The 23,615-nt window shown below is 73.6% G+C and carries 17 protein-coding genes and 1 pseudogene; 4 read left to right on the top strand and 14 right to left on the bottom strand.

The window, feature by feature from the left end; genetic code table 11:
- Window positions 1-31: 31 nt before the first annotated feature.
- Window positions 32-2,026, bottom strand: a complete 1,995-nt coding sequence (locus tag ACZ7GZ_RS03790) for an NAD(P)/FAD-dependent oxidoreductase (RefSeq protein WP_471020685.1) — start codon at window positions 2,024-2,026, stop codon at window positions 32-34.
- Window positions 2,027-2,226: 200 nt separating this feature from the next.
- Between ACZ7GZ_RS03790 and ACZ7GZ_RS03785 the strand changes: the two genes are divergently transcribed.
- Entirely contained in the window at window positions 2,227-3,183 is a 957-nt protein-coding gene (locus tag ACZ7GZ_RS03785) for an LLM class F420-dependent oxidoreductase (RefSeq protein WP_471020683.1), read from the top strand.
- A 41-nt stretch (window positions 3,184-3,224) separates the two neighbouring features.
- Here ACZ7GZ_RS03785 and ACZ7GZ_RS03780 read toward each other — a convergent pair whose 3' ends face one another.
- Window positions 3,225-3,653: a phage holin family protein gene (locus ACZ7GZ_RS03780; RefSeq protein ID WP_471020682.1), complete on the bottom strand. Its 429-nt coding sequence runs from the start codon at window positions 3,651-3,653 to the stop codon at window positions 3,225-3,227.
- An 80-nt stretch (window positions 3,654-3,733) separates the two neighbouring features.
- Between ACZ7GZ_RS03780 and ACZ7GZ_RS03775 the strand changes: the two genes are divergently transcribed.
- A complete protein-coding gene (locus ACZ7GZ_RS03775) occupies window positions 3,734-4,081 on the top strand; it encodes a VOC family protein (RefSeq protein WP_471020680.1) in 348 nt (115 codons plus the stop codon).
- 22 nt (window positions 4,082-4,103) lie between these two features.
- On the opposite strand, the gene ACZ7GZ_RS03770 is transcribed toward ACZ7GZ_RS03775, so the two are convergent.
- From ACZ7GZ_RS03770 to ACZ7GZ_RS03715, 12 genes and pseudogenes are all read right to left on the bottom strand, one after another.
- Window positions 4,104-6,089: a DUF5107 domain-containing protein gene (locus tag ACZ7GZ_RS03770; protein WP_471020679.1), complete on the bottom strand. Its 1,986-nt coding sequence runs from the start codon at window positions 6,087-6,089 to the stop codon at window positions 4,104-4,106.
- Between the two features lie 121 nt (window positions 6,090-6,210).
- Window positions 6,211-6,486, bottom strand: a pseudogene (locus ACZ7GZ_RS03765) (arginase family protein); the annotation flags it as partial.
- A 39-nt stretch (window positions 6,487-6,525) separates the two neighbouring features.
- The gene (locus ACZ7GZ_RS03760; RefSeq protein WP_471020677.1) at window positions 6,526-7,077 is read right to left on the bottom strand and encodes a GNAT family N-acetyltransferase; all 552 of its coding nucleotides are present in this window, start codon (window positions 7,075-7,077) and stop codon (window positions 6,526-6,528) included.
- A 70-nt stretch (window positions 7,078-7,147) separates the two neighbouring features.
- Window positions 7,148-9,028 (bottom strand): alpha/beta fold hydrolase, encoded by a 1,881-nt coding sequence (locus ACZ7GZ_RS03755; RefSeq protein WP_471020676.1) that lies wholly within the window; start codon window positions 9,026-9,028, stop codon window positions 7,148-7,150.
- 71 nt (window positions 9,029-9,099) lie between these two features.
- Entirely contained in the window at window positions 9,100-10,023 is a 924-nt protein-coding gene (locus ACZ7GZ_RS03750; protein ID WP_471020675.1) for a S66 peptidase family protein, read from the bottom strand.
- A complete protein-coding gene (locus ACZ7GZ_RS03745) occupies window positions 10,020-11,978 on the bottom strand; it encodes a prolyl oligopeptidase family serine peptidase (RefSeq protein ID WP_471020674.1) in 1,959 nt (652 codons plus the stop codon). The genes ACZ7GZ_RS03750 and ACZ7GZ_RS03745 overlap by 4 nt, the downstream gene beginning before the upstream one ends.
- A 15-nt stretch (window positions 11,979-11,993) precedes the next feature.
- Entirely contained in the window at window positions 11,994-13,310 is a 1,317-nt protein-coding gene (locus tag ACZ7GZ_RS03740) for a M20/M25/M40 family metallo-hydrolase (RefSeq protein WP_471020672.1), read from the bottom strand.
- A complete protein-coding gene (locus ACZ7GZ_RS03735) occupies window positions 13,303-14,136 on the bottom strand; it encodes a M55 family metallopeptidase (protein ID WP_471020671.1) in 834 nt (277 codons plus the stop codon). The genes ACZ7GZ_RS03740 and ACZ7GZ_RS03735 overlap by 8 nt, the downstream gene beginning before the upstream one ends.
- 83 nt (window positions 14,137-14,219) lie before the next feature.
- Window positions 14,220-14,933: a class I SAM-dependent methyltransferase gene (locus ACZ7GZ_RS03730; RefSeq protein ID WP_471020669.1), complete on the bottom strand. Its 714-nt coding sequence runs from the start codon at window positions 14,931-14,933 to the stop codon at window positions 14,220-14,222.
- A 140-nt stretch (window positions 14,934-15,073) separates the two neighbouring features.
- Complete coding sequence (locus ACZ7GZ_RS03725; protein WP_471020668.1) at window positions 15,074-17,533, bottom strand: ATP-binding SpoIIE family protein phosphatase; 2,460 nt, start codon at window positions 17,531-17,533, stop codon at window positions 15,074-15,076.
- Window positions 17,534-17,696: 163 nt separating this feature from the next.
- Entirely contained in the window at window positions 17,697-20,093 is a 2,397-nt protein-coding gene (locus tag ACZ7GZ_RS03720; protein ID WP_471020667.1) for an MFS transporter, read from the bottom strand.
- Between the two features lie 185 nt (window positions 20,094-20,278).
- Window positions 20,279-20,722, bottom strand: coding sequence for an SRPBCC family protein (locus ACZ7GZ_RS03715; RefSeq protein WP_471020665.1), 444 nt, complete (start codon window positions 20,720-20,722; stop codon window positions 20,279-20,281).
- A gap of 135 nt (window positions 20,723-20,857) precedes the next feature.
- On the opposite strand from ACZ7GZ_RS03715, the gene ACZ7GZ_RS03710 reads away from it, so the two are divergent.
- Window positions 20,858-21,889: an Rv2578c family radical SAM protein gene (locus tag ACZ7GZ_RS03710; protein WP_471020783.1), complete on the top strand. Its 1,032-nt coding sequence runs from the start codon at window positions 20,858-20,860 to the stop codon at window positions 21,887-21,889.
- A 158-nt stretch (window positions 21,890-22,047) separates the two neighbouring features.
- Window positions 22,048-23,607, top strand: coding sequence for an alpha/beta hydrolase (locus ACZ7GZ_RS03705; RefSeq protein ID WP_471020664.1), 1,560 nt, complete (start codon window positions 22,048-22,050; stop codon window positions 23,605-23,607).
- Window positions 23,608-23,615 lie beyond the last annotated feature (8 nt).

The raw sequence follows: 23,615 nt of genomic DNA, 5'->3' as shown, positions 1-23,615 counted from the left end.
AGAACGCCGGCCGGCGATCCCGGCCGCCCGGTCACCGACCGGCGGAGCCCGCAGGACCGGCACGCTTCACGGGCCCGGGGGCACGGTGACCCGGCGCATCGCCGCGCCGGACGGGGCCGGAGGCAGGATGGCCCGGCGGGTCGGCGTCCCGTACGGGGCCCGGTGCGGGGTAGCCCGGCAGGTCGGTACGCCTGACCGGACCAGGGGCGGGGTGGTCTGGGCCGTCGGTACGCCTGACCGGGCCGGGGGCAGGATGGTCCGACGGGTCCGTGCGCCTGACCGGACCGGGGGCGGGGTGGTCTGGGACGTCGGTACGCCTGACCGAGCCCGGGGCAGGATGGTCCGACGGGTCCGTACGCCTGACCGGACCAGGGGAAGGGTGGTCTGGGCCGTCGGTACGCCCGACCGGACCCGGGGCAGGATGGTCCGACGGGTCCGTACGCCTGACCGGACCAGGAGCGGGGTGGTCTGGGCCGTCGGTACGCCCGACCGGACCCGGGGCAGGATGGTCCGACGGGTCCGTACGCCTGACCGGGCCGGAGGCGGGGTGGTCCCCGTGCTCGGTGGCCGGCGGGCCGGCCGCCGGTTCAGGGCCGGGCACGGGTGTCCGGCCCTCCGCCCGTCGCGGCCGTACCGGCTCCTCGCCCTGGCCCGGCCTGCCCGTCCGCTCCGGCTCGCCCCCACGTCCCGGCTTCCGCGCCTGGTCCGGTCCGCCGGGGCCGCCCGGGACGCGTGCCAGTTCGGGGGAGGCCGTGTCCAGGGGGACCGACCAGGAGCGCACGAGGCCCAACTGGACACCCTGGCGCGGCAGTACGGCGTCCAGCAGCCAGTCGGCGGCCACCCGGACGCGGTTGCCGGGCAGCGCGGCCAGATGGTAGCCGCGGGTGACCGCGCCGGCCACCGGGCCGGACAGCGGGATGCCGAACGGGTTGGCGGCGGCCCGGGCCCCGCCGAGGTCGACCGCGAAACCCAGGTCACGGTGGCGGTAGGGCCGCCGGCGCCGGCCGAGGCCGAGCGAGGCGGCCACGTTCTCCCCCGCCACCCGGCCCTGCCGCCACGCGTGCTGGGCGGTCATCGGCGTGAACGACCCGGGGCGCTCCAGGTCGGGTACGGCGGCCGCGTCCCCGCAGCCGAACACCTCCGGCCGGCCCGGCACCCGCAGATGCGGGTCGACGATCAGCCGGCCCCGCTCCAGCGGCTGCCCGACGGCCTCCACCAGCGGATCCGGGCGTACACCCACGCACCACACCAGAGTCCGGGTCGGCACGAACTCCCCGTCGGTGAGCAGCACCCCGTCGTGGGTGGCCTCCTTCACCGACGTACCCATCCGCACATCCACACCCCGCGCCCGCAGCACCCGGTCGGCGGTGCGGGACAGCCGTGCCGCCATCTCGGGCAGCACGTGCTCCGCCACGTCCAGCAGCAGCCAGCGGGGCCGGATCCCGCCGGGCAGCCGGTTCCGGCGCGCCAGCCCGTCGGTGAGCAGCTGCATGTGGGCGGCGACCTCGGTACCGGTGTAGCCGGCCCCGACCACCACGAACGTGCACCGGGCGGCACACGCCCTCGCGTCCTCCTCCGCGGCGGCGAGTTCGACCTGCCGGGTCACGTGGTCCCGCAGGTACAGCGCCTCCGGCAGCCCGCGGAACCCGTGCGCGTGCTCGGCGACCCCCGGGACGGGCAGCAGCTTGTTGACGCTGCCGACGCTGAGGACCAGCCGGTCGTATCCGAGGGTGCCGGCGCCGCCCTCGGGGCCGGTGTAATGGACGGTGCACCCGTCCAGGTCGACGCGGTTCGCCTCGCCGAGCACCAGCCGCACACCGCGCAGGGTGCCCGGCAGCGACACGGTGACCCTGCGGGCCTCCAGGATGCCGGCGGCGACCTGGGGCAGCAGCGGCAGGTAGAGGAAGTAGTCGGTCGGGTTCAGCAGCGTGATGTCGGCCCGGTCGCGGGTCAGGCGGGCCAGGGTGCGGGCAGCCCGGTACCCGGCGAAACCGGCGCCGACGATCACGACGTGAGGTCGGCTCACGATGCGCCTCCGGCGGTGTGGCTCGTGCGAGGCTTTCCGCGTAACCGGGGGCGGGGCACCCAAACGCCGGGCGGGTCACCCGTCCGCCGGTCACGGCACCCGAACGCGGCACCGGCCCGCGTTTCGCGGCGAGGGCCCCGGTTACCCGGCCTGGGCCGGATCACACCGGGGCCGGCCGCGCCGACACGGAGGTACGTCCCATGCCCGAGTACGGCTATTTCCTGGCGAGCGAGGAGCACGACCCCGCCGCGCTCGTCGAGCAGGCCCGGATGGCCGAGCAGGCCGGCTTCCGGGCGCTGTGGATCTCCGACCACTTCCACCCGTGGAACGACGCGCAGGGCCAGAGCGCGTTCGTGTGGTCGGTCATCGGTGCCCTGTCGGAGGCGGTGTCGCTGCCGGTCGAGACGGCGGTGACCTGTCCGACCGTGCGGATGCATCCGGCGGTGACGGCGCAGGCCGCGGCGACGAGCGCGGTGATGACCGAGGGCCGCTTCCGGCTCGGCGTCGGCACGGGCGAGGCGCTCAACGAGCACATCCTCGGCGACCGCTGGCCGCCGCTGCACGTCCGCCTGGAGATGCTGGAGGAGGCGATCCAGGTGATGCGCCGGCTGTTCACCGGGGAGGAGGTCAACCACCGCGGCACGCACTACACCGTGGAGAACGCGCGCCTCTACACGGTGCCCGACGAGCCCGTCCCGATCGACGTCTCCGGCTTCGGTCCGAAGGCGACGTCGCTGGCCGCGCGGGTGGGCGACGGCTACATCACGATGATGCCGGAGGAGGAGATGGTCACGCGGTTCCGCAAGGGCGGGGGCGGGACGAAGCCGGTCAGCGGCGGCACGAAGGTGTGTTACGGCACCGATCGCGAGGAGTGCGTCCGTACGGTGCACTCGCTCTGGTACAACGAGGTCCTGCCCGGCGAGATGGGGCAGGTGCTGCCGTCGCCGCGGCACTTCGAGCAGCTGCACGAGCTGGTCACCGAGGACATGGTCCGCGAGAAGGTGGTGTGCGGGGACGACGTCGAGCAGCATGTCTCCACGCTGAACGCGTTCGCCGACGCCGGGTTCGACCGGGTGTACGTGAACCAGATCGGGGCGGATCAGCAGGGGTTCTTCGACTTCTACCGGACGAAGGTGCTGCCCCGGCTTGCCGGCTGAGGCCGGCCGGTGGGGTGGGCGGGGTGGCTTCCACCCGGACCTCAGGCCCTGTGGTGGCCCGTGTCCGGGGGCTCCGGGGGCTCCGCCGGCATCGGCGGGTACGGCATGCCCAGGCCGCTCGGCGGGGCGCCCGGTGCGGTGCCGCCGACGGCACGGCCCGGCGCGGACGGGTGACCGTGCTTCGGGTGGGCGGCCCCCCGCAGCACGTAGGCCGCCGCGCCCAGGATCGCCGCCGTGATCAGGGCGGCGGCCCAGCCGGGCAGGACCATCGCCAGGGCGACGCCCGCGGCCAGGGCCACGGCGGCACCCGCGTAGAGGGCGGCTGCGCCGGACGCGGCGTAGAGCAGGGCCGTGCGGCGTTGCTTGCGGCTCTGCTCGCGCAGCTCGTCGCGCACCGTCTCGCGTGCCACCTGTGCCAGCTCTTCGACCAGGTGCCTGTCCAGGTGTTCCAGGTGATCCGAACCGTCCATACCCTGCGGGTACCCGGCCAGCACGGCGGGTAACGCGGGCGCCCTGCACGGCCCGGGCCGCCCCAACTACGCTCGGACACATGGAGATTCTGGGCGCCTCGCTGCGCATCTGCGTCGACGACCTCGAGACCGCGATCCCCTTCTACGAGCGGCTGGCGGGCGGCAGAGCCCTGCGTTTCGAGCGCGGCGGGGTCCAGGTCGCCGCGATCGGCTCCTTTCTGCTGATGAGCGGCCCGGAGACGGAGCTGGAGGTCCTGCGCCGGGTGGCGGCGACCATCGCGGTCAAGGACGTGGACGAGGCGCACCGGCTGCTGGCCGACCTCGGCGCCCGGATCGTCGCGGGGCCGGTGGCGACGCCGGCGGGCCGGAACCTGCTGGCGATGCATCCGGACGGGTCGGTCTTCGAGTACGTCGACCAGCGGGCCTGAGCCGCGCAGCCCCGGCAGTTGCTCAGGCCGTCTCCGGCCGCATCCGGAAGTCGAGGCGGGCGGGCAGCGGCTCGTCGGTGAGGCGGGCCCACAGCCGGCCGATCGTCTCCTCCCCCTCCCGCAGGTCCGCGACCTCGAAGCCCGCGTCGAAGACGGCCCGTGCCTCGCCGGGCCGTCCCTCGGTGAGGAGCAGTTCGGCTTCCAGGAGCCGGAACCGGCCGCGCCGGCGGACGGCGGGCAGCAGCCGGTTCCAGACGGCGCGGGCGTCCGCCGTCCGCCGCACCCGGAGCAGCGCCTCCAGGGTTTCCCGGCCGAGCGCGGCGACGGCGGCGGTCCATGCCTCGCCGTCGTCGCGCCGCTCGCGGCACAGGTCGTCGAAGGCGTCGGCGTAGCGTTCGGCGGCCCGCTCGTGGTGGCCGGCTTCCTGGTCGGCGACGGCCAGGCAGCGCAGCAACGGCCACAGCGACGGGGCCAGGGCAAGGGCGCGCTCCCAGCTGCGCACGGCCTGGGCGCGGTCGCCGGCGTGCCACTGGGCGATCCCGAGGTGGTACTCGGTGTGCGGGGTGGCGGGCGCGGTCTCCAGCATGTCCCGCCAGTGCGGGGCGACGAGCGTCTCGCCGGGCGGCCGTACCCGGCGCGGCTCGGGCAGCGAACCGGTGCGCAGCAGTTCCCGCCAGGGTGCCTGCGGCTCGCCGAGCGTGGACCCGGGGAACGGGGTGCCGGGCAGTTTCCAGTCGGCGCGCAGGACTTCCAGGGCGCCCCAGCCGGATCCGGTGGCCAGCGTCTCGCCGGGTTCGGTGTCGGCGTACGGTTTCCAGGCCGCGTACGCTTCCTCGACGCGGGTGCGGGGCAGGGTCGACTCCAGCCGTTCCTGGGCCTCCTGGACGACCCGCGTCCACTCGCCGTCGGGCGACGCGTCGAGCGGGCCGTACGCCTCCACCCAGGACACCTCGCTCTCGGCCTCCAGCCTGACGTGTTCCAGCTGGGTGCGGGTGAGGCCGGCCTGGATCTCGCAGTAGCCGCCGGTGCCGGGTTCGGTCAGCCACTCCTGCCATCGCCGTCCGCCGGGCCGGTGGCCCCACACGAAGAGCTTGCGGCCACGCAGGGTGTCGGTGGAGGTCTGCACGAGCCCGTGCCCGTCGGCGCCCAGCGCGGCGATCCAGCGGCGGCGGCCGTTCGGCACCTCGTAGAAGTAGTCGGCGGCGTAGGGGCTGTTGAGGGGGCGGGTGCGGTCGATGCCGTCGTACGACGGGACGGGGACCTTGCGCAGTCGGCGCTCGTAGCCGGTGGGGGCACCTCCCACGGGGTGGGGGAGCCAGGCCTCGTCGGCGGGGGCCAGGACCCGGACCTCCTCCGGCACCGCGGTGTTGGACCACCAGTACGTCGGCACCGGCCGCTCGTGCGGGTTGCGGATGCGGACGCCGGCGTAGAGGAAGTCGGAGCCGTCGGGCAGCCACAGGTCCACCTGGAAGGGCAGGTCCCGCAGGCGTTCCCACTCCCACAGGCGCAGCATCTCTCCCCCGTCGGGGGCGGGGACACGCGCGGCGTGCAGGGGTGCGCAGGAGAGGGTGGTGTGGCCGGTGGCGCCGATGTTCCATTCGATGCCGCCGGAGTACCAGGCGCCGTTGAGGGCGAAGCCGGCCGGCTGGAACACCGGGTTGCGGTACAGGAGTTCGCGGCCGGTGGGCAGGTGGAGCAGGGAGGTGACCCGGCCGCCGAGGCCGGGCAGGACGGTGGCGCGCAGCCGGTCGTTCTCGATCACCAGGGCGTCAAGGGCGCGGGGCTCGCGGGCTCTGCCGTAGCCGTCGCGGACGCGGACCGGGAGGAGGCTGCGCAGTGGCTCGTACCCCAGCTGGCGGGCCATGTCCCCGGGCATGCCGTCCCGGTCGCGGTCGTCGATGCGGTGGGCCTGGTCGAGGGGGCGCAGCGGGGGCAGGGGGTTGTCCGGGCCCAACGGCGCGGCGGGCAGTGTCAGTACCTCACGTCGGATCCTCGTCACGATGACCATGGAACCCGGCGGCGCGGCACTCGGCCAGGGGACCGGCTGGTCAGGATTGCGCAAAGGCGTCCACGACCAGGTCGGCGAGCAGCGCGCCCGCCGTGCCCTCGGGGTCGAGGTCGGGGTCGGGGAAGTCACCGGCGTGGACGTGGTGTTCGATCCGGTCGGCGAGCCGGACGGTGTAGGCGGCGAGCGCGGCCGCGTTGAAGACGCCGTCACCCTCCCGCCAGTCGCCCCGGTCGTAGCGCGGGGGCACGACGACGCCGCCCTCCCGGGTTCCCAGCCGCTGCAGGATGCCCTGTTCCCGCAGGGCCCCGGCGAGCTTGTAGCAGCCGGGTACGGTGCCGGGGGCGGGTGGGCGCAGTCCGAGGTTGGAGGGGGCGTCGAGCACCACGAGAGTCCGCATGCTCTCCATCCTCACAGATGCTCTCCCCCCGCCGGACGATCAGCCGGACGCCCTCATCTCCGCGGTCACTGCCCAGCGTTCGTGGTCGCGCCAGGCGCCGTCGATGTAGATCATGTTCGGTGAGAAGCCCTCGTGCCGGAACCCGGCGCCCCGGGCGAGCGCGAGGGAGGCGGTGTTCTCGGGCTGCGCGTTGATCTCCAGCCGGTGCAGTCCCAGCGGCCCGAAGGCGTAGCCGATGACCAGGTCGAGGCCCTCGCGCATCAGGCCGCGCCCCGCGGCGTGGGCGAAGGCCCCGTAGCCGAGGGCGCCGCACTGGAAGCCGCCGCGCACGATGTTGTTGATGTTGATGAACCCGGCGATGTCCCCGCTGTCCTTCTCGCACACCAGGAAGCCGGCCTTGGCCGGGTCCTCGAGCAGCCGGCCGGCGTAGGCGGCGTAGGCCTCGTCGGTGTCCGGCGGGAACAGCCAGGGCCGGTGCAGGTCCTTGCTCTCGCGGGTCCGCGCGGTGAACTCCGGGCCGTCCTCGAGGGTGAAGTGACGGATGGCCACGCGGGGCCCCTCGGCCAGGTAGTGGGGTGCGGTGTGCGGCATCGGGTCAGCTTACGGCGTCGCCGGCCGCGCGGCCGCGTTTCGCACCCCGCCCGCCTCGTCCGGGCCCGGCTCAGCCGCCGACGACCGGCAGCCGCAGCACCCCGGTGTCCCCGGGCGCGCTGACCACGGTCACCGGCTTGATCCCCCGGTTGCCGAAGTAGGCGTCGTCGCTCGCCGCGATCACGAACCGCAGGCGGTGCCCGGTCGCGTACCGGTGCACGATGCCCGGCAGGGTGACGGTGAAGCTCCTGGTGACGTCGGGCACCCGGACCGGTGCGACCAGCCGGTGGACGAGTGTCTGGGTGCCGTCGGGCGCGACGTCGTACAGCTTGGCGAACAGCACCAGCCGGTCGGCGGCGTCGCCGGAGTTCTGGGTGCGTTCGGCCTGCGGGGAGACGACCCTGAGGGTGACCCGCGGGGCGCCGACGAGGTCGAGGTTCCTGCTGAGGGCGGCGCCGGTCCAGGCGAGGTAGGTGCCCTCGGTGTCGTACGGCGCCGGGTCGGGCAGGCCGACGGATCCGGTCAGGGAGCTTTCCGAATGGCTCGTGGGGACGGGTCCGTTGGCGTAACCGCGGCTGCCGCGGGTGACCTCGGCGCGGTCGTCGACGAGCTTGCCGTCCCCGGAGAGGTAGAGGGTCCGGCTGAGGGCGGGGACCCGGTCGGCGGTGGCGTAGGTGTGGGCGGGGTCGGTGATCCAGTCCCGGTAGTAGGCGAAGGCGGGGCCGGTGCCGGCGGCCTTGTCCTTCTTCAGGTAGCGGGCGAACCAGGCGAGGATGCGCCGGCCGACATAGCTGGACTCCAGGTCGCTCTGGACCATGTTGAGTTCGCCGGGCGCGGGGGCGGTGATTCCGCCGCTGTGGCCCCAGGACTGCCAGATCAGCGCGGCCGGGGTGCCCTGGGCCCTGAGGGCGCGGTAACTGGCCGTCGCCTCGTTGAGGTTGAACAGGCTGTCGGCCTGGCCCTGGACGAGCAGGGTGGGTGCCTGCACGCGGGGGAGGTAGCTCGTCGGGGAGACGCTGCGGGCGTAGGCGAGCAGCCGGGCGGTGCGGTCGGCGGGGTAGGTGCCGGAGTTGAGTGTGCGGACGGTGTCGCAGACGTCGGAGACGAAGTGCAGGCAGGCCAGCGAGTTGATCCGGGACGGATCGAGGTTCGGGACGGTCAGCGGCTGGCTCTCGCCGGCCAGGTAGAAACCGTTGGTCCACTGCCACTTGAAGGCGCCGGGCACGTCGGGGGCGCCGACGGCGTTGTTCGGGTCCAGGGAGTAGACGAGGTCGTTCCAGGTGATGAGCGGGACGAGGGCGTCGACGCGGTGGTCGACGGAGGCCGTGGCCAGCTGGATCGCGCCGCCGTAGGAGCCGCCGATCATGCCGACGCGGGGGTCTCCGGGGGCGTCGAGGGTGACGAAGTCGGCGCGGGTGCCGTCGTCGGCGGTGCGCCTGCCGCCGAGGAAGTCCACCAGCCGGGAGGCGGCTGCGCCGTCGATGCCGGGATCGTCCAGGGAGATCAGGCAGCCGGTCTGGCCGAAGCCGAGGCCGGAGTAGACGAGGGCGACGTAACCGCGCGCGGCGAATTCCTTGCCGATGGCGTCGGTGGAGCCGTCCGACTTGCTGCCGCCGAAGCCGTTGGTGCCGAGGACGGCGGGAGCGGGGTGGGCGTGGTCGACGCCGGTGGGACGGTACAGGTCGGCGTCGACCGCGCATCTGCGGCCGCCGGCCTCGACGGTGAACTTCAGCGGGGTCACGGTGTACTGGCCGCCCGCGTGGGCCGGGCCGGCGGCGAGCGTGAGGGGTGCGGCGAGGGCCACGCCGAGGAGCGCGGCGAGGGCCTTTCGTCCTAGGGCGGCACGGGATCGGGACGCGCGGCGGCGCGCCGGTCGGGGCACACGTCGGGGCACGGGGTCCTCCACACTGAGGCACACGGATACCGACCAGCGGGTCTGGCCGGGGGGCATGCTGTGACACGTGTCAGACGCGGGTCAACCGGCGCGCACGTGGCTTTCTGACGGGGATTCAGTGGCCGCGGTCAGCGCAGCGCGGGCTCGTCGAGCGTCAACGTGGCCGTGTCCGCGTCGAGTTCGGCCGCGACGCCGAAGGGTATGGTCAGCGCGCCGGGGCAGTGGCCGAAGCCGAACTCCTCCACCACCGGTACACCGAGCGCGCCGAGCCGGTCGGCCAGCAGCGGCCGTATCTCCTCGTAGCGGGAGCAGTCCTCCCAGGAGCCGAGCAGCACCCCGCGCACCTGCTCCAGCAGGCCGGCGCGCAGGAGCTGGGTGAGATACCGGTCCAGCCGGTACGTCTCCTCCCCCACGTCCTCCAGGCACAGCAGCCCGCCGGCCGCCGAGGCTCGTGCGTGCGGCGTGCCCAGTTCCGCGGCGAGCAGGCACAGCAGGCCGCCGAGGGTGACACCGCGGGCCCGGCCGGGCACGAGGGCCGTGCCGCCGGAGGCGATGGTGCGGACGGTCTCGGGGGCGAAGAGCGTGGCCCGCAGGTGCTCCTGCGCCCGGGCGTTCTTGACGAAGTCGGCGCCGGCCGCCATCGGCCCGTACAGCGTGGCGAGCCCGAGGCGGGTGGCGAAGGCCTCGTGCAGGACGGTGTGGTCGCTGAAACCGACGAAGGCCTTCGGCCCAGCCGCCCGCAGCGCCTCCCAGTCCAGCAGGTCGATCATGCGTTGTGCCCCGTATCCGCCGCGGGCACACAGCACCGCGTCCACCGCCGGGTCGCACCAGGCGTTCCGGAGGTCGGCGGCGCGGTCGGCGTCCGTGCCGGCCAGGTAGCCGAACTCGGGGTGACGGTCCAGCACATGGGGCCCGACCACCGGGTCGAGGCCCCAGCCGCGCAGCACGTCGAGCCCTGCCTGGAGCCGCTCCTCGGGCACCGGCCCGCTGGTGGCGACGACGGCCACCCGAGCGCCCGGAGCCAGCCGCTTCGGCCGTGTCAGTTCCTTCACGTGTGCAGCTCCAGTCTCGGAACACCGGGCACGTCCAGCCCGAAGGCCTGGGCGTACAGGGAGATTTCGGCCTCCAGGGCGCGGATCATCGTATCGGCCCGCCGGAACCCGTGTCCCTCCCCCGCAAAGGTGATGTAGGCGTGCGGCACACCCCGGCCCGTGATCCGGGCGAGGAAGCGTTCGCACTGGGCGGGCGGGCAGATCACGTCGTCCAGGCCCTGCAGCAGCAGGAACGGCACGGTGAGCCGGTCGGCGTGCGCGGTCGGCGACCGCTCGGCGTACCGGGCCGGCACCTCGGCGAGCGGCCCGACCAGCGACTCCAGGTAGCGGGACTCGAAGTCGTGGGTCTCGCCGGGGCCCCAGGCGGCCAGGTCGAGGACCGGGTAGACGATGGTGCCGCAGGCGTAGACGTCGGTGGTGGTCAGGGAGGCGGCGCTGGTCCAGCCGCCCGCGCTGCCGCCGCGGATCGCGAGCCGGTCCGGGTCGGCGGTGCCCTCCTCGGCGAGGGCGCGGGCGACGGCTGCGCAGTCCTCGACGTCGACCACGCCCCACTGCTCGCGCAGCCGCTCGCGATAGGCCCGGCCGTACCCGGTGGAGCCGCCGTAGTTCACCTCGGCGACCCCGATGCCCCGGGAGGTGAAGTAGGCGATGGCCAGGTCCAGCACGAGCGGCGCCCTGCTGGTCGGGCCGCCGTGCGCCCAGATGACGTACGGCGGCGCCTCGCCGTCGGGCGCGGTCCGTTCGGGGTGGTGCGGCGGGTAGACGTGGGCGTGCACCTCGCGGCCGTCCGGGCCGGTGAAGGTGCGGATCCGCGGCTCGGGGTAGTAGGCGGGGTCGACGGCGTCCCGGTGCCGGGCGCCGATGGCGCGGGCCCGGCCGGTGGCGGTGTCCAGCTCGACCACTTCACAGGCGGAGCGCGGGCTGGCGCCGACACCGACGACGCGCCCGCCGTGGACGGCGAGGGTGGCGCCGAACTCGGTCCACGGTCCGGCGGCGTCGACGACCTCCCCGGATTCTGTATCCAATATCCCGAGTACGGTCGACCCCCGACCGTGTACGACCGCCACCAGACCGTCGTCCAGCGGCGCGAACCAGCGCAGGCCCGGCTTCCACAGCGGCCCGGCGAACTCCTCCTCGCGTGGGCACAGCGGGGTACCGTCCCCGTCCCGGTACAGGTTCCACCAGCCGCTGCGGTCGCTTGCATACAGAAGACGGTTGTCCATCGACCATTCGGCCTGCGCGATCGCCTCCTCGGGCCCGCCGGCGACGGTGTGGACCGTACGCAGTGTGCCGTCGGCACCGATCTCGGCGACGAGCAGTTCCGTGCCGTCCCACGGCATCCGCGGATGGTCCCAGGCGAGCCAGGCCGCCCGGCGGCCGTCGGGCGAGACGCGCGGCCCGGTGACGAACCGGTGCCGGCCGTCGGTGAGTTCCCGCACGGCGGACCGGTCCTCGGCGGCGGAGCCGTCCAGCGGTACGGCCGCCAGAACCCGCCGCAGGTCCGAGGGGCCGTCGCCGGTGAACTCCTCCAGTACACACCACACCTCGCCGCGCACGAGGTCCAGGTGGGGGTCCGCCCAGCGCAGTCCCGCGCCGACCGGGGAGAGGGGGGTCAGCGGGCGCGGCTGGCCGCCGGGCTCGTACCGGTACAGCCGCTGGTCGGCGAAGTGCGTGAACACGACGAACGGCCCGCTCTCGCCCACCGCCCCGGCCCAGGGCCGGCCGCCGTACTCCATCACCCGGTTGCGCGCGTTCCACGGCGCGGGCAGCACCGCCTCCTCCGTGCCCTCGGCCGTGCGCCGCACCAGCGCCCGCCGACCGCCCTCCGCAGGCCGGGGCTCGGTCCACCACACCTCGTCCCCGACGAAGCCCACCCACTCCGGCTGCCCGTCGTGCGCGGCGGCCAGTTCCGCGTCGACGGGCGACGGCCACGATCCATACGGCGACGTCAGCACCTCGTCCCCCGTCCCCTAGGCGGTCCGCAGGAAGCGGTCGAGGACCCGGACGCCGAAGTGCAGCGCCTCGACGGGCACCCGCTCGTCCACGCCGTGGAACAGCGCCTGGTAGTCGAGGTCCTCGGGCAGCTTCAGCGGGGTGAACCCGTAGCCGGTGATGCCGAGCCGGGAGAACTGCTTGGCGTCCGTGCCGCCCGACATGCAGTACGGCACCACGTGCCCGTCGGGTGCGAACTCCCGTACGGCGGCCCGCATCTTCGCGAAGGCCGGCGAGTCCACCGGTGCCTGCAGGGCCACCTCCCGGTGCGCGAACTCCCAGGTCACGTCCGGTCCGGTCAGGTGGTCGAGGGTGGCGGTGAACTCCTCCTCGGCGCCCGCCAGATACCGGCCGTCGACGTAGGCGACCGCCTCGCCCGGGATGACGTTCAGCTTGTAACCGGCGTCCAGCATGGTCGGGTTGGCGCTGTTGCGGACGGTCGCCTCCACCAGCCTGGCCGCCGGGCCGAGCTTCTCCAGCAGCCGGTCCACGTCCGTGAAGTCGGCGTCGATGCCGTACAGCGCGGCGAGTTCGGCGAGGGCGGCCCGCACGGTCGGGGTCAGCCGGAGGGGCCAGGCGTGCTCACCGATCCGGGTGACGGCGGCGGCGAGGCGGGTCACCGCGTTCTCCTTGTTCACCCTGGAGCCGTGCCCGGCCCGGCCGCGGGCGGTGAGCTTCAGCCAGCCGGTGCCCCGCTCCCCCGCCGCGATCGGATAGATCTGCCGGCCGGCACCGTCGTGGAAGGTGAACGCCCCCGACTCGCTGATGCCCTCGGTGCAGCCCTCGAACAGCTCGGGATGCTCGTCGGCGAGGAAGCCGGAGCCGTCCTCGGCGCTGGCCTCCTCGTCGGCGGTGAACGCGATGACCAGGTCCCGGCGGGGCCGTACGCCGGCCCGGGCCCAGCCGCGGACGACCGCGAGGATCATGGCGTCCATGTTCTTCATGTCGACGGCCCCCCGCCCCCACACCACCCCGTCGCGGACCTCGCCGGAGAACGGGTCGACGCTCCAGTCGGCGGCCTCGGCGGGCACCACGTCGAGGTGACCGTGCACCAGCAGCGCGTCGGCGGACGGGTCGGTGCCCTCGATCCGGGCGACGACGTTGGTGCGGCCCGGCGTGCGCTCCAGCAACAGCGGCTCCACCCCCGCACCGGCCAGCCGCTCGGCCGCGTACTCGGCGGCGGGCCGCTCCCGGCAGTCCCCGCCGCCCCGGTTGGTGGTGTCGATGCGGATCAGGCCGGAGGTGAACTCCACGACCTCGGCCAGGGCGAGCTCATCGGCCTGCTGGTCAGCCATACTGCTCCTCCACGGCGGCGGAGACGATCGTGGTGACCGCCTTGAACGTCCTGATTCCCTCGTACATCGTGGCGCTGGTGTACGCCACCTTCCGCTCCCCGGTCCGCGCGACCCCGGGCACGACGGTCGCGGCCATCGCCAGGTGCTCGGCGTCGAACTCCACGGCGACCGTGAACGGTCCGGTCTGAACGGGTGCGTGGCGCACCGCCAGCTGTGCGGCCTCCTTGGCGGCGGCGCGGATGTCGGCGGCGGTGCGCGCCGGGGTGCGGCACACCGCCGCGTACCGCGACACATGGTCCTTCACCGCCACCTTCAGCGCCTCCGGCGCGTAGCCGAGCGCGTCCTCGCAGGCCACGTCGTCACCGGTGACCAGGACGACGGGCACGCCGTACTCGGCGACGACGTGCGCGTTGAGCAGGCCCTCGCTGGCGCGGACGTCGTTCAGCCACACTCCGGTGATCTGGTTGGCCAGGTAGGTGTGGGCGAGGACGCCCTCCGTGCCGGCGCCCGCGTGGTAGCCGACGAACGCGATGCCGTCCACGTCACCGTGCTGTACGCCCTCCACCATGGACAGCGCCTTGTGCCGCCCGGTGAGCATCTCGACCCGCTCGTCGAGCCGCTCCAGCAGCAGATTGCGCATGGTCCAGTGGGCCTCGTTGACGAGCACCCGGTCGGCGCCGCCGTCGAAGAAGCCCTCCACGGCGGCGTTCACGTCCGAGGTGAACATCGACCGGCACCGCTCCCACTGCGGCGTCCCCGGCAGCACGTCGGCCGGCCAGGTGACGCCCGTGGCCCCCTCCATGTCGGCACTGATGAGGATCTTCATGGTGCGTCACGTTACGCGCCGAGGCGCGGCCAGGCCACGACCCCGGCGCATGGGCCGGACGGCGGGCCGTGCACCCCTCAGGCCTACGCCCGGGCGAGGACGAACCAGCGGGCCGGCAGGTCGATGCGGGTGCCGTCGGCGAGGTTCTCGGTCTGCGGCAGGGCGGTGTCGCCTTCGGCGAGGATCTTCAGGCCGGCCGCGCCGAGCAGCCGCGGGATCTCCTCGTCGTCGGCGTCGGCGGGCTTGAGCCCGTGGTGGAAGACGCGCTGGAGCTTGGGTCCGGGGCCCTCGGACGCGGCGCGCCGCAGGACGTCCCGGGAGCCGGAGGTGAGCTCGGCGACGAACGCGCGGCCCTCGGTGCCGAGGATCTCGGCGACCGCGGCGGCGACCGCGGGCCGCGCCTCGGGTTCGCTCTGGTGGATGACGGCCCGCATGAAGACGTTGGCGTCACCGAGCCGCTCGTGCAGGGCGCGTACGGCGTCCCCGTCGGTGAGGTCGAGCTGCTGGAACTCCACGGCGTCGTCCTGCGTGGCGCGGCGGGCGTGCTCGACGGCGGCGTGCGAGAGGTCGACGCCGACCGCGCGCGCGAACCGGGTGGCGAGGTAGCGGGTCTGGGTGCCGTTGCCGCAGCCGAGGTCGACGATGGTGCGCGCCGGGTCCGCGTGGGGCAGCAGCAGGGCGCTGTACGGTTCGGCGGAGAGGGCGGGGTCGCAGTCCCAGATCGCCTCGCCCGCCTCGTCGGAGGTCTCGCTCCAGTAACTCTCCCAGTTGCTGCGGTACTTGTCCGAGACGTTCATGCGATCTCCCCACGGTTCGGTTCCGTGATCGGGATATCGCGGGGACCTGCGGCCGGGCAAGGGGTGCGCGGTCACCTTCACCGGATGTGCGGACGCCGGAACACTCTGGGGGCGCGCATTGGCAGGCCGCACGCCCCCGGTCATGTCCCTCCGGTGATGGCCTGTTCGAACCACACGGTCTTACGGTGGCCGGTGGCGCTGGCGCCCCACTCCCGGGCCAGCCGACTGACCACGCGCAGGCCGCGGCCGGACTCGTCGTACGGTCCGGCGCTGAGCATCTCGGGCAGGCCGGGTTCGTCGTCGGTGACCTCGAACAGCAGCGCGTCGGTGCGGACCACGCGCAGTCCGACGGGCTCGCTCTGGGCATGCCGGACGGCGTTGGTGACGACCTCGCTGACCAGCAGTTCGGCGGTCTCCACGGCCTGCGGCAGCTCCCACCTGAGGAGCTGTGCGCGGACCTCGCGGCGGGCCCGGGCGACCTCGCGCGGGTCGGCGTCGAGCCGCCATGCGGCGACGTGGTCGTCGGGGATGCCGTTGAGGCGGGCCATGAGCAGGGCGACGTCGTCCTTGCGGCCGCCGCGCATGTTCAGGGCGCGGATGATGGTGTCGCAGGCGTCGTCCATGGAGGCGGCGGGGTGCGCGGCGGACTCGCAGAGCGCGGCGAGGCCCTCGCCGATGTCGCAGCCGCGTACCTCGACCAGGCCGTCGGTGCACAGCACCAGCCGGTCGCCGGGCCTGACCCTGATCCGGGTGGCCTCGAAGGGGACGCCGCCGACGCCGACGGGGGCGCCGGTGGGCAGCTCCAGCAGTTCGCTGCTGCCGTCCTCGGCGCGGACCAGGACGGGCGGGATGTGTCCGGCGTTGGCGAGGTGCAGGTCGCCGCGGATCGGGTCGTAGACGGCGTACAGGCAGGTGGCGAGGTAGCTGTCGCCGAGCCTGCGGGCCAGGTCGTCGAGGTTGCGCAGGAGCTGGGCGGGCGGCGTCTCCATGGTGGCCATGGTCTGCACGGCCGTGCGCAACTGGCCCATCATCGCGGCCGAGTTGAGGCCGTGTCCCATGACGTCGCCGACGACGAGGGCGGTGCGCGAGCCGGGCAGTTTGATGGTGTCGAACCAGTCGCCGCCGATCCGGCCGAGCCGGGTGCCGGGGAGGTAGCGGGTGGCGATGTCGCAGCCGGCCATCCGGGGGCTGACCTGCGGGAGCATGCTGTCCTGCAGGGTGTCGGCGACGTTCTCCTGGTAGGTGTACATGCGGGCGTTGTCGAGTACGAGACCCGCGCGGGCGGCGAGTTCGGCGCCGGTGGCGCGGTCGATGTCGTCGAAGGCCGGGCGGTCCGGGCGGCGCATCAGCACCATGAAGCCGAGGACGACGTTGCGGGCCTTGAGCGGGACGATCAGCAGGGAGCGGCCGGTGATGAGCGGTCTGAGGTCGCGCTTCTCGAACTCGCCGGAGATGCGGTCGCCCAGTTCCTCGGTGACCCTCGGGACGATGACCGGCTCGCCGGTGACCATGCACTGGTAGAACGGGGTGTGTTCGGGGAAGGCGAAGGACTCGCCGACCGGCACGGTGTCGTCCCAGCGGCCGGGTTCGTCGTTGTGCTCGACCCACACGCGGAACATCACCGTGTGGGCGTCCGGCGGGCCGTCCGGGAAGCCCTCGCCGGCGAGGACGGCCGCGCGCAGATGGGTGCCCGCGAAGTCCGCGAACCGGGGTACGGCGGCGCTGGTGACCTCGCGGATGGTCACGCCGAGGTCGAGGGAGGAACCGATCGCGGAGCTGACCTCGTTGAGGAACTCCAGCCGTTCGCGCACGGCGGCGTACTCCAGGTCCTGCTCGGCGCCCTGCGGGACCACGGCGACCGCCGTCCGCCGCTGTTGCTGCGGTACGACGGCCTCGGTGCGGGTGCGTCCCGGCCGGCGGGGCACGCCCCAGTACGGGGTGACGGGCACCCGTTCGAACTGGCTGAACTCCAGGACGGGGTAGCCCAGTTCGAGCACCTGCGAGACGATGCGGCCGCTCGGTCCCGGGCCCATGTTGGGCAGGATCTCGGGCAGCCGCCTCTCCAGTTCCTCGAAGGCGGGCAGTTCGGTGTGGCGGGCGAAGCCGGGCCCGATGCGTTCGGCGGTCTCGTCGCCGTAGCCGCGCTCGTCGCGCAGCCGGGTGGCGTCGGCGGCGAGCACGAGCAGCCGGGACGGTCCGGGGCCGACCAGCGGGTAGGCCCACCACAGCACGTCCAGCCGCTCGCCGTCCGGTTCCGGCGCGGGCGGGAAGAGCCGGGCGCGGCCGGCCGTGGCGTAGGCGGTGTGCCCGCCGAGCGAGGCCTCCAGGCCGGGGCCGAGTGCGCCGTACTCCTCGCCGGCGTCCGGCATCGCGTCGCCGCGCAGGTCCTCGGGCAGGGCGCCGGAGACGGGCAGCAGGTCGGCCGCGGCACGGCCGACGGCGTCCTCCCTGTCCACGCCGAACAGACGCCGGGCGCCGCTGCTCCAGTGGGACACCAGGCCGTCGCGGTCGACGACCACCACGGCCAGCGGAATCCGGCCCGCCGCCGCGCCGTCGGCGCCGCTCCCGGGAGGTGTCTCCCGCTCGCTGCCACGGTCCATGGCCCAGGCCCTCTCTCCCCACGGCTGTACGCAAACGATCTGTGCCGCCCGCCACTACGGTACGGCGGCGGCCGGTCGCGATGTGTGGCAATCCTGGAATTGACGTCACCGGATCGCACCGGCGCGCAGTTCGGCGCTCTGCGCGCGCCCCCGTTCCGTCCGCTCAGTCCTCGTGGCCCAGCTGGAGGTCCCGTTCGGTACGGCCCCCGCCCGCGACCTGGAGTACGGTGGCGACCGGCGGGTAACCGGCGGCGATGACGGTGTACTCGCCGGACGCGAGGTCGACGAACCGGAACGTTCCGTCCGCGGGGGTGGTGAGGGTGTCGACGACGTTCCCGGCGGCGTCCAGGAGCGTGACGCGCGCGTCCTCCACGGGCCGTCCGCCGCTCGCCCGGACGGTGCCCCTCAGCACGGCGCCGCCCGCGAGTTCGACGTCCTGCCGGGTCTCCCGGGAGGCCTGCACGGTGACCGGGAGGGCGGCCGGGCGGAAGGCGGGGGCGCTGGCGGCGAGGGTGTACTCGCCGGCGACCAGCTCGGTGATGACATAGCCGCCCTCGCGTCCGCTGCGGGTGGTGGCGACGACCTCGCCGTGCACATTGGTCAGGGTGACGGTGGCGTCGCGCACGGGCGTGCCGTCGGCGGTGAGCACGCTGCCGGCCAGGCGCCCGGCGCCGCCGAGGACCACGTCGAGTTCGACGGGCCGTTCAGCGACGGTGACGGAGACGGCCTGCGGCTGGTGGCCGCCGGCGGCGGCGATGAGCACGTACGACCCGGAGCCGGGCGTGCTGAGCGCGTACCGCCCGTCCTCGCCGCTGGCGCCCCGGCCGATCTGTGCTCCGGCGACGTCGATCAGGGTGAGCGCCGCGCGGGGCACCACGGTGCCGTCGGGGTGCTGCACGGTGCCGCAGACGGGGACTCCGGCGGCGTACGGGGTACGGGCTTGCGGGATCGGCGGGTGCGCGGGGTCGGGCTCGGTCTCCGGCCCGGTCTCGGTGGTGTGGTGGGACACCAGTGGTTTCTCCTTGAGGAAGAAGGCGATGAGCACGCCGAGGACGAGCACCGGGACGAGGTAGAGGAAGATCCGGGGCATCGCGTCGGCGTAGGCGCGGATGTAGCCGTCGCGCAGGGCCGGGGGCAGCGCGTGGACCGCGTGCGGGGTGATGGACTCGGGGTCGGGCAGCCGGGCGCCGGTGCGCGGCGGCAGTTCCCTGCGCAGGGCGTCGGTGAGCCGGTTGGCGAAGAGGGTGCCGAAGACCGCGGCGCCGACGCTGCCGCCGATCTGCCGGAAGTAGGTGTGGGCGCTGGTGGCGGTGCCGAGGTCGGCGGGCCGTACGGAGTTCTGCACGGCGAGGACGAGGACGGGCATCACCAGGCCGATGCCGGCGCCGAGGACGGCCATCCAGATGCTGTAGTGCAGCCGGGGCGTGTCCGCTTCGAGGCGGGAGAGCAGCCACATGCCTACGGCGGAGGCGGCGCCGCCGAGGACGGGGTAGAGCTTGTAGCGGCCGGTGTGGCTGACGAGTTGCCCGCCGACGATGGAGGCGCCGACGATCCCGGCCATCATGGGCAGCATCAGCAGCCCGGACTCGGTGGCGCTGGCCCCGTCGGCCATCTGCAGGAAGGTCGGCAGATAGCTGGCGGCGCCGAACAGGGCGACGCCGGTCACGAGGCCCACCAGGCCGCTGACGTTGAAGACGGTGTCGCGGAAGAGCCTGAGCGGGATCAGGGGTTCGACGGCGAAGCGCTCGACGACGAGGAAGAGGACGACGGCGGCGAACGCGCCGGCGCCGAGGCCGGCGATCTGCCGTGAGTCCCAGGCGTACTCGGTGCCGCCCCAACTGGTCAGCAGCACCAGGCAGGTGGATGCGGCGGCCAGCAGCAGTGCGCCGAGCACGTCGAGGCGTCCGCGGCCGGGCGGCTTGGGCAGTCTCAGGACGAGGGTGACGACGGCGAGGGTGACCAGGCCGAAGGGGACGTTGAGGTAGAAGCACCAGCGCCAGGAGAGGTGGTCGGTGAAGTAGCCGCCGAGCAGCGGCCCGGCGACGGAGGCGAGCCCGAAGGCGGCGCCGATCAGGCCCATGTAGCGGCCGCGCCGCCGGGGCGGCACGATGTCGGCGATGATCGCCTGCACCCCGGTCATGAGCCCGCCCGCGCCGACTCCCTGGAGCGCGCGGAAGGCGATCAGCTGGTCCATCGACCGGGACCGGCCGGCGAGCGCGGAGCCGACCACGAAGACGGCGATGGCGAACTGGAAGACGCCCTTGCGGCCGAAGAGGTCGCCGAGCTTGCCGTACAGGGGCAGGCCGATGGTGGAGGTGAGCAGATAGGCGGTGATCGCCCAGGACATCCGGTCCAGGCCGTGCAGTTCGCCGACGACCTTGGGCAGCGCGGTCGCGACGATCATCTGGTCGAGGGCCGCGAGCAGCAGGGCGAGCATCAGCCCGAAGAACACCAGCCGCACGCGGCGGGCGCCGGGTTCGCCGGTCTCGGCCGGCGGGGCCGCGGGTGCGCCGGACGGCGCCGTGCGCGGCTCGTCCCGCATCAGAGTCGTCCCGCCCACGTACCGCTCCCCTCGTCGCACCTGTCACATTTCCCGCGTAAGGCGACAACTGCGAACAACTTCGGCGAGTTACGGCACGGTTCGGGACGAGCGGGAGGTCCACTCGAACCGGTGAAGGGGTCCGCCGGGGATCACCCGGTGGTCAACACCCCTTCACCGTCCCGGGGTTCTGGCTGCCTCCCGGCCTACTTCTCGACCTCGGCGGCCAGCTCGGCGAGCACGGCGTCGTAGATCCGGCCGAGGCCCTTGGGCGCGAAGGTCTTCTCGAAGAAGCCGCCGATGCCGCCGGCACCCTTCCAGGTGGTGGTGACGACGACCCGGGAGCTGCCCTCGCCGGCGGGGGTGACGCGCCAGGTGGTGACCATGGAGGAGTTGCGGTCCTTCTCGACCAGCTCGCCGTCGGTGGGCTCGCTGACCTCCAGGAGGCAGTCGCGCACGCGCTTGCTGGTGGCCTGGAGCTTCCAGTGGACGAGGGTGCCCTCGCCGTCGCCGCCCTCGCGGACCTCGTACTCGCTGAAGTGCTCGGGCAGCAGCTTGTGCCGCGTGCCGCGGTAGTCGGCGAGGGCGTCGAACACCTTCTCCGCGTCCGCCGCGACGACCCGCTCCGTAGTGGCCTCGACCTGCGCCATTGCGTTCCTCCAGGACCTGGTTTCTCGGGGTTGGGGCAAGCCAACCACCCCGGTGCCCGGCCGCCCAAATCGGGGGTCGCACGATCATGGGAACACATGTTCTATTCTGTGCGCAGTGCTAGCGAGGAGGGCGTCATGCGCTGGGAGAACCTCACCGGGGAGAGCGAACACGGCCGGGCCGAGACCGCGCTGTTCGGCGCGGACGCCGTCGTCAGCCGCACCTTCGACACGCCCGAGTTCCGCGGGATCACCTTCCACGAGGTCCGGGCCCGCTCGGTGCTGAACCGGGTGCCGGGCGCCTCGCGCATGCCGTTCGAATGGACCGTCAATCCCTACCGAGGCTGCACGCACGCGTGCGTCTACTGTTTTGCCAGGAAGACGCACAGCTATCTGGACCTCGACACCGGCATCGGCTTCGACACCCAGATCGTCGTCAAGGTGAACGCGCCCGAGGTGCTGCGCCGCCAGCTGGCCTCCCGGCGCTGGCAGGGCGATCACGTGGCGATGGGCACGAACGTCGACTGCTACCAGCGCGCGGAGGGCCGCTACCGGCTGATGCCGGGCATCATCGGCGCCCTCACCGAGTACGCCAACCCGTTCTCGGTCCTGACCAAGGGCACCCTGATCCTGCGCGACCTGGACCTGCTGGTCCGGGCGGCCGAGGTGACGGACGTGGGCATCTCGGTCTCCGTCGGCTTCCTCGACACCGAGCTGTGGCGCACGGTGGAGCCGGGTACACCCGCGCCCGAGCGCCGTCTGGACGTCGTACGCACCCTGGGCGAGCACGGCATCGGCTGCGGGGTGCTGATGGCGCCGGTGATCCCGTTCCTGAGCGACCACCCGGACCAACTGCGCGCCACGGTACGGGCGATATCGGCGGCCGGGGCCACCTCCGTCACCCCCTTGGTACTGCATCTGCGGCCCGGCGCGCGGGAGTGGTTCATGGCCTGGCTCGGCCGGCACCGTCCGCACCTGGTGCGGCGCTACGAGCGGCTGTACGCGGAGGGCGCCTACGCACCCAGGTGGTACCAGCGCCGGATCACCCGTCAGGTGCACGAGCTGGCGCAGGAGTACGGCATCGGACCCACGGGGGCGAGCCCGGCCCGCCGGATCCGCCCGCCGGAATCCGCCGGCGTGCCCGAGCCGACGCAGCTGACGCTTCTGTGAGGCCTCGCCCGGCCTCGGGTGAGGGCGTTCGAGGGCTTCGGGCAACCCAAACGGGTCAACTATGCCTATAAAGCGTTCTTCAGAGCGCTGGCCCCGGGACGATGCGGCGAGAGAGGTTACCCCCGTGGTCCGCCGAAACCTCCGTCCCGGGAGGACGCATGAGAACACGCGCAGCCGTGCTGTGCGCAGCCGTCGCGGTGCTGGCGGGCTCGGTCACCGCCCCGCCCGCGCAGGCCGTCCCGGCCGCCCACGCCGCGCGGCTCGCCTGGACGAAGTGCGGCACCGCCGACTATCCGACGCTCCAGTGCGCCTCCCTCGAGGTGCCGCTGGACCACGCCCACCCGGCGGGCCGGCAGATCACGCTCGCCCTCTCCCGCGTCCCGCACACCGCGCAGACCTCCCAGGGCCCGCTGCTGGTCAACCCCGGCGGGCCCGGCGGCAGCGGCCTGGACCTCGCCGGATTCGTGGCCGGGGCACTGCCCCGGAGCGTCGCGGCCCAGTACGACGTCATCGGCTTCGACCCGCGCGGCGTCGGCGCGAGCAGCCCGGACCTGGACTGCGCGCCCGGTCACTTCAAGCCGGTGCGCCCGGACACCGTGCCCGCCACGGCCGCGCTGGAGCGGACGAACCTCGACCGCGCGCAGTCCTTCGCCGCCGCCTGCGGCCGCAAGTACGCCGACGTGCTGCCGTACCTCGACACGGTCAGCACCGTGCGCGACATGGACCTGATCCGCGCGGCCGTCGGCGCCGCGAAGGTCAGCTACTTCGGCTACTCCTACGGCACCTACCTCGGCGCGGTGTACGCGAAGCTGTACCCGCAGCGGGTCCGCCGGCTGGTGCTGGACTCGGTCGTCGACCCGACCGGCGTCTGGTACGAGGACAACCTCGGCCAGGACCACGCCTTCGACGACCGCCACCGCGCGCTGATGGCCTGGATCGCCCGGTACGACGGAACGTACCACCTCGGCAAGGACCCCCAGAAGGTCGAGGCCGAGTGGTACGCGATGCGGGCTGCCCTGGCGAAGAAGCCGGCCGGCGGTGAGGTGGGCGCCGCGGAGCTGGAGGACACCTTCATCCCCGGCGGCTACTACAACGGCTACTGGCCCGACCTCGCCGAGGCGTTCGCGGCGTACGCGCGCGACGGGGAGACGGGGCCGCTGGTGGAGGCGTACGAGAACCTCGGTGCCGTGGACGGCTCCGGTGACAACGGCTACAGCGTCTACTCGGCGGTGCAGTGCCGTGACGCCTCCTGGCCCGGCAGCTGGCAGCAGTGGCGCACGGACGCCTGGGCGGTGTACGCCAAGGCGCCCTTCATGGCCTGGAACAACCTCTGGTACAACGCGCCCTGCGCGTTCTGGCCGACCGCGAAGCGCAAGCCGGTGGACATCGCCAACGCCAAGCTCCCGCCGGTACTGCTCTTCCAGGCGACCGACGACGCGGCCACGCCGTACCCCGGCGGTGTCACCGTCCACCGCCTGCTCGGCGGGTCCAGCCTGGTGGTCGAGGAGGGCGGCGGCAACCACGGCATCACGCTGAGCGGCAACGACTGCCTGGACGGGTACCTGGCCGCGTACCTGGCGGACGGCCGGGTCCCGCGGGGCACGGGGGTCGCCGACGCGGTCTGCGCCAAGTCCCCCGACCCGAAGCCGGTGGCCCCGAAGGCGGCATCGGCCGCGTCTCGGGGGCTGGCGTTGCACGGCTTGCTGGGCTTTCGCTGAGCGTCCGC

It is taken from the genome of Streptomyces sp. NPDC037288 (genome assembly GCF_055603265.1).
Note: the sequence above shows the minus strand (reverse complement) of the source record. Positions and strands in the feature narration are given on the sequence as shown.